The sequence below is a fragment of the Halomonas sp. H33-56 genome, assembly GCF_040147035.1.
GTDB classification, from domain to species: Bacteria; Pseudomonadota; Gammaproteobacteria; order Pseudomonadales; family Halomonadaceae; genus Halomonas; species Halomonas litopenaei.
Genome location: NZ_JAMSHP010000001.1, coordinates 4,083,088 through 4,099,024, shown reverse-complemented (window position 1 = coordinate 4,099,024; position 15,937 = coordinate 4,083,088). Strand labels below are relative to the sequence as shown.

Below are 15,937 nucleotides of genomic sequence, written 5' to 3'. Positions count from 1 at the left end.
TACATCAAAATGATAGTTCTACGCCCGCATAGAAGGAACGGTCTGGCGCCGGTTCGAAATAGCGGTCGTTGCTGGCATTGATGCGGACATTGGCATAGTGGTCTTCGTCAAACAGATTGCGGATGCCGAGGTAGGTCGACAGTATCTGGTTGCCGCCCAGTCGCCAGCCGTCACCCGCGCGAAGGTTGACCAGCCAGTAGCTGTCGACGTCTACCCGGTTGGCATTGTCCGCCACCATGTCGCCCACATACTGGGTTTCCAGGGTGGCAAAGTAACGGGTGTCCTGGCTGCCTGTCCCGTACCAGGTGAGCTGGTTGACCCAGGTTGTCTCCGGAAGCCCGGGCAGCCTGTTGCCGTCCAGGTCACTACCGGAAACCTGGTCGAACTCGTAGCGTGCCAGGGTCAGGGCGGTATTGAGCTCCAGACGCGCCGAGGGCTGCCATCCTAGCGCGACTTCGAGCCCGTCGCGGCTGGTGTCGCCAAGGTTTTCGTAGAAGGTGCGATCGCTGCCATCGATCTCGTAGGGGACCAGTTCATCGTCGACGTCGATCGAGAACAGGGTGACGTCGTAATCCAGTCCGGTGGGCAGGGTGCCGCGCACCCCGAGCTCACGGCTCCAGCTCTCCTGGGGCTCGACGTCGGGGTTGAAGCCACCACCTGCGGGATTGGCAAACTCCGAGAAGGTCGGTGTCTCGAAGGCGGTGGAGGTGTTGGCGTAGACCTGGTGCAAGGGATGGAAGCGGTAGCTGATTCCCAGGCTTCCATTGGTTTCGTGGAAGGTGCGTTCACCGCTCTGGTCGCCATCGTTGTCGTAGTCGTCATCGATTTCCATGTCGATGCGATCGAAGCGTCCGCCGGCCGACAGTGTCCAGTGCTCATTCAGGGCAAGGTCGCCCTGGGCGAAGATACCCAGGCTGGTCGCCGTCTGGGTCTCGTCGGCCACTTCTCCCGTCACGCTGCCATCGAAGGCTACATCGCGGCGATGGCGGTCGTCTTCCTGGCGAGCGCCGTCGATACCCACCATGCTGTCCAGCGTCATGCCGGCGAGGTTGAAGCGTTGGTGATATTCGGCGCTGCCACCGAAGTGGTGACGTCGGTAGTCGATCAAGCTGTCGCCCGGATAGGGCAATTGCTGTTCGAAGTCTCGCCAGGTGGTAAATCCCTTGAGGTAGAGCTCCCCGGGGCCGAAGCCAAGATCCTCGTACTGCAATCCCACGACCTGCTGGTCCACCTTCTGGCCGGTGTCGTAGTCCTCGGTGAAGCGGCCCGCCTGTCGGCGATCTTCATCGACCTGGTCCTGGGTCAGACCACCAGGATCTTCGGAACGGGGGTTGTCGAGCAGGTTGATGATGGCGGTGAGACGGCGTTGATCGCCCATATCCCGTGACAGGCTGGCGTTCAGCAAGCGCTTCTCGGTGCGGCTGTGATCCCGATAGCCGGCCAGTTCCAGTCGCGAGGCACCCAGGTGGTAGGCCCAGCCGTCGTGCTCGCCGCCGGTGGAAAGGGATTGCTTGTTGTAGCCGTCGCTACCGATACCGGCACGTATCGTCGTCGAGTCGTCACCTTCGTCACGCCCGTCCGCCGTCGTGACCGAAATGACACCACCGGCGGCATTGCCGTACTGAACCGCCGCCGGTCCCCTGATGACCTCGATCTGTTCTGCGTTGTCCAGGTCGATGGCATCGAGCTGGGCCTGGCCATCGGGGAGGGTGTAGGGAATACCGTCCACCAATATGGTGATGCCGCGCACACCGAAGGGAGCGCGGGCACCAAAGCCCCTGATGGAGACACGAGCACCCTGGGCGAAGTTGTCGCGATTCTGGATGAACACCCCAGGCACTCGAACCAGGGATTCATCGAGACGGACCCGCTGCTGACCTTGATGGATGTCGTCTTCATCGACCATCGAGACAGCCATCGGGGTGGTGAGTAGCTCGCGCTCCAGGCGCGGCGCCGACACCGTCAACACGGGTTGCTGCAGCTCGACGGCGCGGTCGTCGGTTGCGGCAGTCTGTGCGGTGACAGGCGTTGTCAGCGGGAGCAGCAGCAGGGCGGCGGCCGGGCGAGAGGTCATCAGGTTCATCCTTGAACGGCGAGGCGAGAAGGGAGTGGTGGCTCGAAAGAGCATCTTTATCGTTTAAGCACAATTCTAGAGAAGTCGCCTCCTTGGCACCACTCTGGGGAAGAGAGCCTGGTTCCCGTCGGTGCCTGGCCTTTCGCTAGACCAAAGTCGCTTTTCGTTGTGTGGCCAGGTAGTTTATCTTTTGAACTGAAAAACGAACAGAAGTTCACTATGCGAACTAGCGCCACTGGTCGAGTTGCCGGAAACGGTGTCGAGCGAGAGACCAATAATGAGCGCGCGTCGCCGATAACGATAAAGTCCGGAGGATCCCCATGAAGACCCCCCTCGCGTGCCTGATGGCCGCATCCCTGACGGCCCTTTCCTGTGCCTCGGTTCAAGCGGCGACCACGCTGCGCATGGCCCACTTCTGGCCTGGTGCCTCTGGTATCAATACCCAGATCTTCGAGCAGTGGGCCAAGGCGGTGGAGGAAGACTCCGGCGGTGATCTGCGTGTTCAGGTCTTTCCCGCCGGTACCCTGGCCAAGGCTGACGACATCTATGAGGCGACCGTAAACGGCATCGCCGATATCGGCGCCACCGCTCAGGGCTATACCGCCGGGCGCTTCCCGCTGTCGCAGATCGTCGAACTCCCCGGGGTGGCCGATTCCGCGATACAGGGTTCATGCATCCTGCAGACCCTGCACGACGATGGCGGCCTGGGGGGAGAGTACGACGATACTCGCGTGTTGTTCATGTTCACCACCGGTCCCGGTTACATCCATACCGTGGATACCGACGTCCAGGTACCGGCCGATCTGGAAGGACTGCGAATCCGTCGCCCGACCGCGGTGGCAGGCGATATCCTCGAAAACATGGGGGCAAGCCCGGTAGGCATGCCTGCCCCGGATATCTATACCTCCATGCAGCGGGGCGTGCTCGATGGCTTGAGCTTTCCCTGGGAAGGCATGAAGGGGTTTCGTATCAACGAGCTGGTCGAATACCACACCCAGGTGCCGTTCTATTCGCTGATCTTTGTGGCGACCATGAGCCAGCGTGCCTACGATCGGCTGACGCCGGAGCAGCAGGCGGTCATCGATGCCAACTCCGGCATGCAGTGGGCACTCAATGCGGGGGAGGTGTTCCACGCCATCGACGAGGTGGGGCGGCAGGAAGCGGTGGACGCCGGCCACACTATTCGGGTGGTCGATGCGCCCCTCGACAACGCCGACTGGGCGCCGCCGCTCCAGCAGGGCATCGAGGATTACCTGAGCGGACTCGAGGAGCGCGGCTTGAGCCAGGCGCATGACGTCTATCAGGCGGCGCTGGCGGCACGTGAAAGCTGCGCCGGGACGGAGTGACGCCATGCAACCCTTTCTGGAAGGGGCCAGCCGTTGGCTGGCCCTGGTCTGTCGCTGGGTGGCGGGCGGCTGTCTGATACTGATGCTGGCGGTGACCATCGCCGACGTGGTGACACGCTACCTGCAGCGTCTGACCGATGGCGCTATCTCCTTTCAGGTCTTCGGTAGCGTCGAACTGGTCAGCTACCTGATGCTGTTTGCCTTGCTGGCGGCCATGTCGGCCAGCGTGGAGAAGAGCCAGGTGGTGGTCGAGGCCTTTTCCCACCGTCTTCCTGCGTCCATCGCAGCGCGCCTGCATGGCGTCTATCTGCTGGGCTTTGCGGTGCTTGGCGGGGTGCTGGCGACGGGCCTGGTGGGTGCGGCCCACGCCGCTGTCGAGTACGGCGAGGTCACCCAGGACCTGAGGATCTCGCTCGGGCCGATCTATCTTGTCGCTGCAGTGCTCAGTGCTCTGCTGGCGTTGCGCAGCCTGCTGCACGCGCTCCTGGGGGCGCTGTTCGGCCAGAGTGCGGAGGTGTCCCATGGCGACTGAGACGATCGGCGGGTTCGGGCTGCTGCTGTTGCTGGTGTTGATGATCCTGCGGGTGCCAGTAGCTCTGGCGATGCTGCTGGTCGGTGTCGGTGGTTTTGCCACGATCATCGATCTAGGCGCGGCGGTATCGATGTTGAAGTCGGTGCCGGTGGAGGTGTTGTCCAACTACAGCTTCAGCGCGATTCCGATGTTCATCCTGATGGGCGTGCTGGCGGCGCATTCTGGCATGGCCGGCAAGCTTTTCCAGTCGGCTCGGGTGATCTGCGGTGGCTGGAAGGGCGGCCTGGCGATCGCCGCCGTCGGCTCCTGTGGCGTCTTTTCGGCGATTTCCGGATCTTCTCTGGCCACCGCCAGCACCATGACCCGGGTGGCCCTGCCGGAGATGGAGCGATACGGCTACCATCGTGGCCTGGCCACCGGGGCGCTGGCCGCGGGCGGCACCCTAGGCATCATGATTCCGCCCAGTATCGCCCTGCTGATCTATGCCATCCTGACCGAGCAGTCGGTGGGTGACATGTTCATGGCGGGTCTGGTGCCCGGGCTCCTGGGACTGGTGCTGTACGCCCTGACCGTCAGCGTGGTCATGCGGGTCAAGCCGGAACTGGCGGTGGCAGGGGAAGCGACGAGCTGGGGCGAGAAGCTTGCCTCGCTCGGCGGGCTGGTGCCCTTCTTCGCGGTCTTCCTGGTCATGATCCTGGGCATCTACCGGGGCATCTTCACTCCCACCGAGGGGGCCAGTGTCGGTGCCTTTGCCACCCTGATCTACGCCCTGGTCAAGGGGCTGCGTGCACGGGAGCTGTGGTCTGCGGTCCAGGAGACCCTGGCGCTGTCGGCGGTGGTGTTCTTCATGCTGGTCGGTGCCGAGGCGCTGGGCTACTTCATTTCGCTCTCACGCATCTCGTTCTCCATCAGCGACAGTCTGTTTGCCATGGAGCTGACGCCCTTCGTTGTCGTGCTGTGCATCCTGGCCATGTACTTCCTGCTCGGCATGTTCATGGACTCGATCGCCATGCTGGTGATCACGGTGCCGGTGGTGTTCCCGATCATTCAGAGCCTGGGTATCGACCCGGTGTGGTTTGGCATCGTCACGGTGCTGACGGTCGAGTTGGGGCTGATCACGCCGCCGGTGGGGATGAACGTCTTCGTGATCAAGGCCATGGCGCCCCATGTGGGACTGGGAGAGATCTTCCGAGGCGTCTCTCCCTTTATCGTGTCTGACTTTGTGCGCCTGGCTCTGTTGCTGTTGTTCCCGACCTTGAGCACCCTCTTTTTGCTGTAGTCGGCATCGAAGCGGCGGCCAGTATTACGCTCAGCTCACCCCAAGCCCGCCATACGGCGGGCTTTTTTGATGCATTTAATGTCGGATGGATGAGGTTTCTGATATGACGCTCTAGTCCAATATGAGCCTTTGTGGGAGGCGCGTTTCACTAAGCTTGCAGCGTGACACCATCGTAATGACGCGAGGGCTTGACGTGAGTGCGCGCAATATTTTTGTGGTGGGGCTGAACGATGACAATCATGAGCGTCTGCTGCGCTTGAAGGGTGCCGAAGAATGGCGCTTTCACCGAATTATTGCGCCGGAGGCGGTCTATGACACCGAAGAATTCGATATTCCCGCGATGCTCGAGGAAGCCGGCCAGACCCTGGACCGATTCGGCAGGCCGATAGACGCGATCATCGGCTATATGGATTTTCCGGTATCCACGATGCTGCCGATCCTGTGCAAGCGATTCGGTACCCGATCGACGTCGCTGGAAAGCTTGCTGAAGTGTGAGCACAAGTACTGGAGCCGTTGCGTTCAGCGCGAGGTGGTGCCGCAGTACATCCCCGGGTTCACCGCCTTCGACCCCTTCGACGAGGCGGCGTTGGGTCAGATCGGTGCGGCGGGGCTGTCCTTTCCCTTCTTCGTCAAGCCGATCAAGTCGTCGGGCTCACGGCTCGGTTTTCGCATCGAGACGCCGGAAGACTTTGCGCTTGCCATTGACCGTCTGAAGGCGGAGATCGGTTCCATCGCCGAGCCGTTCAACAGCGTGCTGGATCAGGCCAACCTGCCTCCGGAGATCGCGGCGATCGATGGCCATTACTGCATGGCCGAGGAAATCATCGGCGGCTGGCAATGCACGCTGGAAGGCTACGTCCACGATGGCGAGGTCGTGGTCTATGGTGTGGTCGACTCGATTCGCTACCCAGGGGTGTTGAGCTTCTTCCACTATCTGTACCCCTCGGCCCTGCCACAAAGGGTTCAGCAGCAGATGATCGACGCCACCCGCCTGGTCATGACCCGCACCGGCTTCGATCAATCCGCGTTCAACGTCGAGTTTTTCTGGGACGAACTCCAGGATCGCATCTGGCTGCTCGAGATCAACACACGCATTTCCCAGTCACATTGCGACCTGTTCGAGAAGGTCGACGGGATCAGCCATCAGCAGGTGACGGTGGACCTGGCGCTGGGGCAGCGTCCGAGACTGCCCCACCGGGAGGGCGCCTACGCGGTCGCGGCCAAGTTCTTCTACCGCGTGTTCTTCCATGACGCCACCGTCGAACGGGTTCCCTCGGCGCAGACCCTCGCACAACTCGAACAGGACTACCCCGGCACGGTGATCAGTCTGCAGGTGGAGGAGGGGCAGCGTCTGTCGAGCCTGCCAGAACAGGATAGCTACAGCTTCGCATTGGCCTATATTTGGATGGGGGGCGACGACTATCAGGCGCTGCTTCGTCGCTATCAGCAACTGGCGGCCCGACTGATCTTCGCATTCGGCGATATCGATAGTTGAGTCGGCGCGCCGCCGCTGTACCGAGCGTCACCGAGAGCGCTGGAGTGGCCAGGTTGCAGGGGTAGGGCGATCTCGGCAGCGCGGTATGGACAGGGCGATCTCGACAGGGTGAGCTTGAAGCCAGTGCAAGGAGCGACGATGCGGGTGGTCAGCGATTTTCCGCGCAAGGTGATGGAGCAGGAAACCTGGATTCCACTGGCCGACGGCACGCGGCTGGCTGCCCGTATCTGGCGGCCGGTCGACGCCGACGATGATCCGGTGCCGGCGATCCTCGAGTACCTGCCTTATCGCAAGCGTGACCTGACCGCGGAGCGAGACGCTCAGGTGCATCCTTACTGGGCCGGGCATGGCTATGCCGGGGTTCGCGTCGATATCCGAGGCACCGGCGAATCCGATGGCGTACTGACCGACGAGTACCTGCAGCAGGAACTGGACGACGGGGTGGCGGTACTCGAGTGGCTGGAACGCCAGCCCTGGTGTACGGGAAGTGTCGGCATGGTCGGTATTTCCTGGGGGGGCTTCAACGGCCTGCAGATCGCCGCCATGCGCCCACCGCAGCTCAAGGCGGTCATCACCATCTGTTTTACCGATGACCGCTACGCCGATGATATCCACCATATGGGTGGCTGCCTGCTGGCCGACAATCTTTCCTGGGCGTCGACCATGTTCGATGGCAATGCCATCCCGCCCGACCCGGCGCTGGTGGGTGGCGACTGGTTCAGGATGTGGCTCGATCGCCTGGACGGCAGCGGCCTCTGGCTTTCGCGCTGGCTTCAGCACCAGCGACGTGACGACTACTGGAAACATGGCTCGGTGTGCGAGGACTACAGCCGTATCCAGGTGCCGGTGTACGCCATCAGCGGCTGGGCGGATGGTTACTGCAACGCCGTCTTCCGGCTGCTGGCCGGTTTGACCTCGCCACGCAAGGGGCTGGTGGGCCCCTGGGCTCACAAGTACCCCCACCTCGGGGTACCGGGGCCGGCCATCGGCTTCCTGCAGGAAGGGCTACGGTGGTGGGACCACTGGCTGAAGGACCAGGATACCGGGATCATGGACGAACCGATGCTGAGGGTCTGGATGCAGCAATCGATGCCGCCATCGGCGCGCTACAGCGCTCGTCCCGGTCGCTGGGTCGCCGAGCCGAGCTGGCCCTCTCCCCACATCATGTCCCGGAGCTGGCGGCTGACCAGCGGACATGACCTGCGTGGCGAGGACGGCACCGACGCGAAGGACGGCGATGACGACGAGAGCCTGGATATCCGCTCGCCGCTGTCGGTGGGCCTGTATGCCGGCAAGTGGTGTTCCTACAACGCACCGCCGGATCTGCCTCACGACCAGCGTGACGAGGACGGCGGCGCCCTGATTTTCCAGACGCCCCGGCTCGAGCAGGATCTGGAAATCTGTGGTGCCCCATCGGTGCAGCTGGAACTGTCCGCCGACCAGCCGGTGGCGATGGTGGCGCTGCGTCTTGTCGATATCGCCGAGGACGACAAGGCGACACGGGTGTCCTATGGGGTGCTCAACCTGACCCATCGTGACAGCGACGAACACCCGGAGCCTCTGGTGCCGGGGCGCCGCTACCGCGTGACGGTGTGTCTCAAGCATATTGCCCAGCAGTTTCCGGCGGGGCACGCCATCCGGCTGGCGATCTCGACCAGCTACTGGCCGCTGGTATGGCCTGCACCAAGGCCGGTACGCCTGACACTGTGGCCTGGTGCCTGTCGCCTGGTGCTGCCGACCAGGGTCCCCAGGCCGGCGGAAGAAGCGGCTCTGCGCCCCTTCGAGGAGCCGGAAGGGGCGCCACCGCTGGCCAAGACGCTGCTGCAGCCTTCCCAGGAAAGCTGGAAGGTGATCCGAGATCTGGCCAATGACCAGACCACACTGGAGGTGTTCCACGACGAGGGCAGCTACCGGCTGGACGATATCGCGCTGGACATCTCCGGCTCGGTGACCGAGCGCTACAGCTATTCCTACGGCAACTACGACAGTGTTACCGGCTGGACCGAGTGGCAACGTACCTTCCGCCGGGGGGACTGGGAGATCCACACCCTGACTCGCACTCGGCTGACCAGCGACGCCGACAGCTTTCGGGTGCGTGCCACCCTGGACGCCTGGCAGGGCGATACTCGAGTCTTTTCGCGAAGCTGGGATGAGGTCTTCCCCCGGGATCTGGTCTAGGGCTTGTCTGAAAAGTGCCTGCGCTCGGTAATACGGCGTTAAAAATCGGATCAACATGCTCATTTACACCCCGTAAACTGCGCTGTCTCACCGATTTTTGCCTTGTCTAACCTTCGCTCGTCGACTTTTCGGACAGCGCCTAGGGCGAGCTTGGCGATCCGTCGCCTTGACGATGGAACTGGCGGCGGCGGAAGTCGCGGGGAGCCACTCCGCTGAGCCGCTTGAAGAAGCGGGTGAAGTAGGCGGGCTCGGAAAAGCCCAGGCCATCGGCGATCTGGGCGATGGTCAGGTTGGTATAGGTCAACTCGCGCTTGGCTTCGAGCAGCAGACGCTGGTGCAGCACCGCCAGGGCGCTTTGGTCCGCCAGGCGCCGGCACAGGACGTTGAGGTGGGCCGCGCTGATGTCCAGCTCGCGCGCCATTTCCTCGATGCTCGGCTGCTGGCGAAAGCGCCGCTCGATCAGTGTCTGGTAGCGGGCCAGGTGGCCGTGGCCGGGATCGGTGCTCACGGCAGACCTGGCCCGGGTGGCCGGATGCGTCGCCAGGCGAGCCGCTTCCACCGTCAGCGCCTGGATCAAGGCGTCGAGCAGCACGTCGCGGTCCCGCGCCGGCCGTCGGTATTCCCCGTCGATATGTTCCACCAATGCCTGCAGTCGGTGTCTGGCGTCGGCTAGTGCAGTGACTCCCGCGCTGCGCCAGACCCTGCTGGCGTCCGGCAGTACCTGCTCGAGGTGGCTGACCAGCGGTGCCGCCAGGGTCAGGATGTGGCCCTGGATGTTCGGAGCGAAGGCAAACCCGTGAATGGTGAGCGCAGGCACCAGGATCAGCAGCGGGGCGGCCCGCCGTTGTCGGCTGTCTTCCAGTTGCAGTTCGACCTCGCCCGCGTACAGCAGCAGCAGGTGAGTCAGGTCGACGTGGCGGTGAGGATGGATGCGCCAATCGTGAAGCCGACTGCGTTCGGCGATGGACTCGCAGTGCAGCAGGTCGGGGGTCGGCCAGCTACCGGTTTCCCCGTAAAGGGTAAAGGTGGTAACCGCTGACGATATCGTGGTGGACGGGGTCTCGGGGTTCATGGTCTGCGCTCCTGGCGGTTGCCGGGGAGGTGATTGAGCGTGACTACGACAAATGTCAGGGTAGATTCCGCGAAAAGTCCAGTTTGTGGCGAGGAATATGCCTTATCTGGGGTGGTGTTTCAGCGAAAAATACAAGGCATAACCATAACGTTCCGCTGACGAGGTAGCCACCATGACGACAACATCTTCCCCCGAGCGTATCGATAGTGAACTCACGACCCAGGTCGCCATCATCGGGGCCGGGCCCTCCGGACTGCTGCTGGGGCAACTGCTCAGCCGGGCCGGGATCGACAATGTGATCGTCGAACGCAAGAGCGGCGACTATGTGCTGGGACGTATTCGTGCCGGGGTGCTCGAGCAGGGCATGGTCGACCTGCTGCGTGAAGCCGGTGTCAGCGAACGCATGGATGCCGAGGGCCTGCCCCACGACGGCTTTGAGCTTGCCTTCGACAACCGCCGGGTACGCGTCGACCTTGCGGGGCACACCGATGGCAAGCAGGTGATGGTGTACGGCCAGACCGAAGTCACCCGGGACCTGATGGAAGCACGCGAGCGAGAAGGCGGTATCAGCTACTACGAGGCCAGCGACGTCACCCCCCATGATCTGGAGAGCGAGTCGCCCTCCCTCACCTTTCAGCATGAAGGCAAGGGGTACCGTCTGCGCTGTGCCTATGTGGCGGGGTGCGATGGATACCACGGCGTGTCACGCCAATCGATCCCGCAGGAGCGCCTGAAGACCTTCGAGCGGGTCTATCCGTTTGGCTGGTTGGGACTGTTGTCCGACACGCCACCGGTGACCGATGAGCTGATCTACGCGCGCCACGAGCGGGGCTTCGCCCTGTGCAGTATGCGGTCGGAGAATCGCAGCCGCTACTACGTGCAGGTGGGCCTCGATGAGAAGGTCGAGGACTGGTCCGATGAGCGTTTTTGGGACGAACTGAAACGGCGCCTGCCGGAAGACGTGGCCGAGACTCTGGTGACGGGGCCTTCGATCGAAAAGAGCATCGCACCACTGCGCAGCTTCGTGGTCGAGCCGATGCAGTACGGTCGCCTGTTTCTGGTGGGGGACGCCGCCCATATCGTGCCGCCCACCGGTGCCAAGGGGCTGAACCTGGCGGCGAGTGACGTCAACACCCTGTATCGCCTGCTGGTGAAGGTGTTTAACGAAGGGCGCAGCGATCTGATCCCGCGCTACTCCGAGGTGTGCCTCAAGCGTATCTGGAAGGCCGAGCGCTTCTCCTGGTGGATGACGTCGATGCTGCATCGTTTCAGCGACGAGGAAGACTTCGAGGCGCGCATGCAATTGGCGGAGCTCGATTATCTGACCGGCTCGACAGCGGGCCTGACCACCATCGCCGAAAACTACGTGGGGCTGCCCTACGAACCCCTGGAGTAGCGTCATAGAGGTATCTGCCGGCGAGGGACCTGCGAGGGAAAAGCGGCTCTCGGTCAGGGGCAATACCGACATCGGGGCATCGACAGGGAAAGGTGCAATGGGTCGACGTTGACCTGGTGAGGGCTCGGGGCGTGTCCTGCCGCTAGGCAGCTTCCGGTGCATCGCGTAAGGTCGTGATTCTGCTTCCCGGTCGATGTCGAACCCCATGAAACAAGAGAGCTTGACCCCATTTCAGATCCTGATTCTGATCCTCTCCTTTTACGTGCTTGGTGCCATGGCGGTGCAGGAGCTGAATGACCTGCCGCCGGAGGTCGATGACCTGATTTTCAAGCTGGACCTGGTGGTCTGCGGCTTCTTCTTTGCCGACTTCTGCATCCGTTTCCACCGTGCGGAAAGCAAGTGGCGCTTTATGCGCTGGGGCTGGATCGATCTGCTGGCGAGTATCCCGGTGAGCTTCTTGATGGCTGGCCGTCTGGTGCGCGTAGTGCAGATCATCCGCATGCTGCGCGCGATCAAGTCGGTACACCTGATCTGGAACCTGCTGTTTCGCAACAAGGCCAAGGGCATCTTCGCCTCGGTGGCCTCGGCCACGGTACTGCTGTTGATCTTCGGCTCGGTGGTGATCCTGGTGGTGGAAGGCCCCAACCCGGAAAGTGCCATCGATACCGCCGAGGAGGCGCTGTGGTGGGCCTTCGTCACCGTCACCACGGTGGGGTACGGCGATTACTATCCGGTGACGTCGCTGGGACGGGTGGTGGCGGCGCTGTTGATGGTGGCCGGTGTGGGTCTGTTCGGTAGCTTCGCGGCCTACGTCGGTTCACTGTTCATCGATGATCAGGAGGACGAGTCCGAACGGCTGCATCGGGTCAATCGAGACATGCTGCGAGAGTTGCACCGCGAGGTGCGAGAACTCAAGGCCGAGGTGGTGGCCCTGAGGGGGGCACTCGATGCCAGCAGCGACGCCCCGTCAAGCGGGCAGGTTGCCCGCGAAGACAGGGCAGGCGGGTCTGATCAGGTGCCCGAGCCCGGTCCCGAACGGCTGCCGGGAGGCGATCCGCGCGAGTGACGCGCACTCGTCGCTGCATCGCCCGCCGGGTGCTTCACTTGACCTCATACTGGCCTTCCCACACGCGGGCATCGTCCTGGCCGGGGGCTCGGGTGGTCGCCCCAGGCGTGATGTCGTCGGCATGATCGGCGCGGTAGGCCTCCATGCGCTTCTTCATGCGGTGACGCACCAGCGGCATCAGCGCCAGTCCCACCAGGCTCAGCACCAGGGCCATCATGGTGGCCAGCACCAGGGTGACGGCGCCGACCAGGGTGGCGAGAGCCAGCTTGAAGCCACCCATCCGGCGGGTGGGGCGTGCCTGGCGAGCGCGTTGCTGCCAACGGGACGCCGCCCTCCAGGCGGCGTTGTGCTGGTAGTCGTCGGTGCTGAAGGAATGATCAGTCGTCATGCTGGACTCCGGTCACGTCAAGGGTATGGCGATCGAGGCGGACCTCGAGCTCCTGGTGCTGGGCGTCGTAGCCTTCGATCTCGATATCACCTGTACGGTCGACATCCAGCGAGCTGAACAGTTCCAGGCCGGCCGACTGGGCGGCGTCCAGCGCCTTGCCGACATCGTCGCCGCTGAGGCTCCAGGTCGGAATCTCGCTCTGGCGCCGCTGTTCGCCCAGCAGGCTGCCGTCGCTGAGGTCCATGTCGACGTCCAGGCGCCAGCCGTCGTCGCGCCAGCCTTCCGCCTCGAAACGATCGCCGTCGTCGATATCCAGCTCATCGTAGTGGGTGAAGCCGTACTCCCCGGTGCTGGCCAGCAGGCGGTCGATCTCCTCCCGGTTGACGGCTTCATCGTCGGCCATGGCGTTGGTGGCGAGGGTACCGCTCAAGGTCAGGGCGGCCAGGCTCAGGGTGACAGTCTTGTTCATGCTGGGGACTCCATTCGCTGTTGAGGTAAGCTCACCGTGTGCTTGGTGATCTCGGCGAGTGGGACCATCCTGACAGGGGGGACCTGTCGCCAGCCTGACGGGATCGTTCATCTTTCATTCATCTGCAGTGGGTCAGACTTCGCCTCATGACCTCCAAGACACTTTTCTTGCTATGCACGTCCGTGATGGCCGCGAGCCTGGCCCAGGCCCCGCGCCCGAGCGACGACGTCAGCCTCGCGGCACTGGCGAGCGAGTCGCTGGGAATCCGTTTCGCCCGCGCGGATGACGACTGGCGTGACTTGCACCAGGAGGTGCGTGAGGGCCGGCTGGTGGCGTTGCCGACGCTGCTGGACTGGCTCGATGAGCGCTACGACGGGCAGGTGCTCGAAGTGGAGCTCGAACGTGACGACGGCAGAATCCTCTACGAGATCGAACTGGTCGGCGCCCAGGGACAGGTCGTGGAGTTCGAGTTCGACGCAGGCAGTGGTGAGCTGTTGAGCATCGAAGGGGTCGGCATCGATGCCATGCAGCGCCCAGCGCCGCGCGACGCCGACTAGCCCGCGGGGATCACCGCAATACAGGGATGACGCCGGAGGAGGCGTGGCATGAAGATTCTGCTGGTCGAGGATGACCAGGCGCTGAGCGAAGCGCTCGCCGCCTCCCTCGAGGAAGGCGGGCTGCTGGTGGAGGTCGCGGCGACCGGAGGCGAGGCGGATTTTCTGCTGCGCACCGAGCGCTACGACGCAGTCGTGCTCGACCTGGGACTGCCGGATGGCGATGGCACCCGCTGGCTGGCCCAGTGGCGCGACGACGACATCGACCTGCCGGTGCTGGTGCTGACCGCGCGAGAGCGCTGGTCCGACAAGGCTGCGGGCTTTTCTGCCGGGGCCGACGACTACGTCACCAAACCCTTCGAGACCGCCGAAGTCATGTTTCGGCTGCGGGCCCTGGTGCGCCGCAGCCACGGCCACGCCCACCCGGTGCTCAGCGCCGGGGCGCTCAGCTTCGACACCCACACGGGGGCCGTGACGCTGGCCGGCAGGCCGGTGGCGCTGACGGCTCAGGAGTCACGGTTGTTGTCCTACCTGATGCATGCCCGCGAGCGGGTGGTCAGTCGCGCCGAGCTGGCCGAGCACGTCTACGACCGTGACCATGAACCCGATTCCAACGTCATCGACGTCCAGATCAGTCGCCTGCGGCGCAAGCTCGGCAGCGAGCGGATCGAGACACGACGCGGCGAGGGCTATCGCCTGGTGACCCCGGCGGGAGAGGATGCGCCGTGACGCCGCCGCGCGGTTCGCTGACCCGGCGGCTGCTGCTGGCGTCGCTGGTGCTGGTGCTGGTGATCCTGCCGCTGGTCGGCGGTGGGCTGTCCTACAGCTTTCGCGAATCCGCCTCGGCCTCGTTCGACGAACGCCTGTCGTCGATGCACCGGGTGCTGCTGGCGGCCCTGGATCGGGATCCCCAGAGCGGTGCCCTGGTGGTCAACGACAGTCTCGGCGATGCGCGCTTCGATCAGGTGTTCTCCGGTTGGTACTGGCAGATCAGCGACGGCGAGCGCCTTTCCCGGGGCTCACGTTCGCTATGGGATCAGCGCCTGCCGATCACCGCCTCCCCGGACACCGTCTGGCGCACCATCGAAGGGCCTCGTGGGCAGCGGCTGAGGCTGGTCGAGCGTTCCCTCAGGCTGTCGGGGCATCCCCACCCCGTTCACGTCAGCCTGGCGGTCAGCCGTCAGGAGCTCGATGCCGAAGTGGCACGCTTCGAATGGCTGCTATGGCTGTCGCTGCTGGGGCTCGGCGTGCTGTTGCTGACCGGTCTGGCGCTGCAGATCCGCTGGGGGCTGGCGCCCTTGAGGTCGCTTCACGCGGATCTGGCGGCGGTCAAGGGCGGCCAGCGGGAGCGCCTCGATACCCGGCTGCCGACCGAGCTCGCGGAACTGGCGGTGACCATGAACGAGGTGCTCGACCATGACCGGCGGCTGATCGAGCGCGGTCGCGCCACCGCCGGCAATCTGGCCCACGCGCTCAAGACGCCGGTCAGCGTGTTGATGACCCAGGCGGAACGCCTTCCCGAGACCGAGCGAGCCAGGATGCGCCAGGAGCTAGGACGTATCGATGCTGCCGTGCGCCACCACCTGGCCCGTGCCAGCGCCGTCGGCAGCGCCGCCCTGGCCGCCAGGGTACGTCTGGCCAGGGTGCTGGCGCCGGTGCTGGACGGCCTGTCTCGGCTGGCAACGCGTCGCGGTATCCGTCTCGAGACCCGCGTGGCGGATGGGCTGGCGCTGCGCATCGATCCCAACGATCTGCAGGAGCTGACCGGCAACCTGCTGGAGAATGCCATCGACTGGGCGCGCACCCGGGTCGAGCTCGATCTCTGGCTCGAAGGGGACAGCGTGCGCCTGCGTCTGGAAGATGACGGTCCGGGCATGAGCGCGCAAGAGCGTGAGGCGGTACTCAAGCGCGGCGTGCGTCTGGATGAGCGCCGCCCCGGCAGTGGGCTGGGGCTTTCCATCGTCGAGGAACTGGTGTCACTGTACGGCGGTACGATGACCCTGGATCGCGCGGCGCTCGGTGGACTGAGGGTAAGCGTCACGCTGCCCGGCGGCTTGCTGGAAAAGGCGCCGGCCGAGTAAGCCTGCG

14 protein-coding genes are annotated in these 15,937 nt (G+C 63.9%); 10 read left to right on the top strand and 4 right to left on the bottom strand.

Annotated features, from left to right (window positions below):
• Positions 1–4: 4 nt before the first annotated feature.
• Positions 5–2,074 (bottom strand): TonB-dependent receptor family protein, encoded by a 2,070-nt coding sequence (locus NFH98_RS17460; RefSeq protein WP_108132222.1) that lies wholly within the window; start codon positions 2,072–2,074, stop codon positions 5–7.
• A 320-nt stretch (positions 2,075–2,394) separates the two neighbouring features.
• On the opposite strand from NFH98_RS17460, the gene NFH98_RS17455 reads away from it, so the two are divergent.
• The 5 genes from NFH98_RS17455 (at position 2,395) to NFH98_RS17435 (ending at position 8,904) form a co-directional block, all read left to right on the top strand.
• On the top strand, positions 2,395–3,420 hold the full coding sequence (locus tag NFH98_RS17455) for a TRAP transporter substrate-binding protein (RefSeq protein ID WP_213231626.1): 1,026 nt from the start codon (positions 2,395–2,397) through the stop codon (positions 3,418–3,420).
• 4 nt (positions 3,421–3,424) lie between these two features.
• Entirely contained in the window at positions 3,425–3,952 is a 528-nt protein-coding gene (locus NFH98_RS17450; RefSeq protein WP_045995308.1) for a TRAP transporter small permease, read from the top strand.
• The gene (locus tag NFH98_RS17445; RefSeq protein WP_349622994.1) at positions 3,942–5,231 is read left to right on the top strand and encodes a TRAP transporter large permease; all 1,290 of its coding nucleotides are present in this window, start codon (positions 3,942–3,944) and stop codon (positions 5,229–5,231) included. Before NFH98_RS17450 ends, NFH98_RS17445 begins: the two co-directional genes overlap by 11 nt.
• A 193-nt stretch (positions 5,232–5,424) precedes the next feature.
• Positions 5,425–6,726 carry an ATP-grasp domain-containing protein gene (locus tag NFH98_RS17440; RefSeq protein ID WP_348827140.1) on the top strand — a complete coding sequence of 434 codons (1,302 nt, stop codon included), beginning with the start codon at positions 5,425–5,427 and terminating at the stop codon, positions 6,724–6,726.
• 138 nt (positions 6,727–6,864) lie between these two features.
• Positions 6,865–8,904, top strand: coding sequence for a CocE/NonD family hydrolase (locus tag NFH98_RS17435; RefSeq protein ID WP_124803588.1), 2,040 nt, complete (start codon positions 6,865–6,867; stop codon positions 8,902–8,904).
• 139 nt (positions 8,905–9,043) lie between these two features.
• On the opposite strand, the gene NFH98_RS17430 is transcribed toward NFH98_RS17435, so the two are convergent.
• Positions 9,044–9,976, bottom strand: a complete 933-nt coding sequence (locus NFH98_RS17430; protein ID WP_349622993.1) for a helix-turn-helix domain-containing protein — start codon at positions 9,974–9,976, stop codon at positions 9,044–9,046.
• A 172-nt stretch (positions 9,977–10,148) separates the two neighbouring features.
• On the opposite strand from NFH98_RS17430, the gene pobA reads away from it, so the two are divergent.
• Complete coding sequence (gene pobA, locus NFH98_RS17425; RefSeq protein ID WP_108132227.1) at positions 10,149–11,372, top strand: 4-hydroxybenzoate 3-monooxygenase; 1,224 nt, start codon at positions 10,149–10,151, stop codon at positions 11,370–11,372.
• A 220-nt stretch (positions 11,373–11,592) separates the two neighbouring features.
• The gene (locus tag NFH98_RS17420; RefSeq protein WP_240184326.1) at positions 11,593–12,438 is read left to right on the top strand and encodes an ion transporter; all 846 of its coding nucleotides are present in this window, start codon (positions 11,593–11,595) and stop codon (positions 12,436–12,438) included.
• A gap of 34 nt (positions 12,439–12,472) precedes the next feature.
• Here NFH98_RS17420 and NFH98_RS17415 read toward each other — a convergent pair whose 3' ends face one another.
• Positions 12,473–12,826 (bottom strand): hypothetical protein, encoded by a 354-nt coding sequence (locus NFH98_RS17415; RefSeq protein WP_045994631.1) that lies wholly within the window; start codon positions 12,824–12,826, stop codon positions 12,473–12,475.
• A complete protein-coding gene (locus NFH98_RS17410) occupies positions 12,816–13,295 on the bottom strand; it encodes a PepSY domain-containing protein (RefSeq protein ID WP_348827137.1) in 480 nt (159 codons plus the stop codon). Before NFH98_RS17410 ends, NFH98_RS17415 begins: the two co-directional genes overlap by 11 nt.
• Positions 13,296–13,462: 167 nt before the next feature.
• Here NFH98_RS17410 and NFH98_RS17405 point away from each other — a divergent pair, with 167 nt between their 5' ends.
• From NFH98_RS17405 to NFH98_RS17395, 3 genes are read left to right on the top strand one after another with little or no spacing between them, the layout of a single operon-like run.
• Positions 13,463–13,852, top strand: coding sequence for a PepSY domain-containing protein (locus NFH98_RS17405; protein WP_348827136.1), 390 nt, complete (start codon positions 13,463–13,465; stop codon positions 13,850–13,852).
• Positions 13,853–13,900: 48 nt separating this feature from the next.
• Positions 13,901–14,578, top strand: a complete 678-nt coding sequence (locus tag NFH98_RS17400; RefSeq protein ID WP_045994628.1) for a winged helix-turn-helix domain-containing protein — start codon at positions 13,901–13,903, stop codon at positions 14,576–14,578.
• A complete protein-coding gene (locus NFH98_RS17395) occupies positions 14,575–15,930 on the top strand; it encodes an ATP-binding protein (protein WP_348827135.1) in 1,356 nt (451 codons plus the stop codon). The genes NFH98_RS17400 and NFH98_RS17395 overlap by 4 nt, the downstream gene beginning before the upstream one ends.
• Positions 15,931–15,937 lie beyond the last annotated feature (7 nt).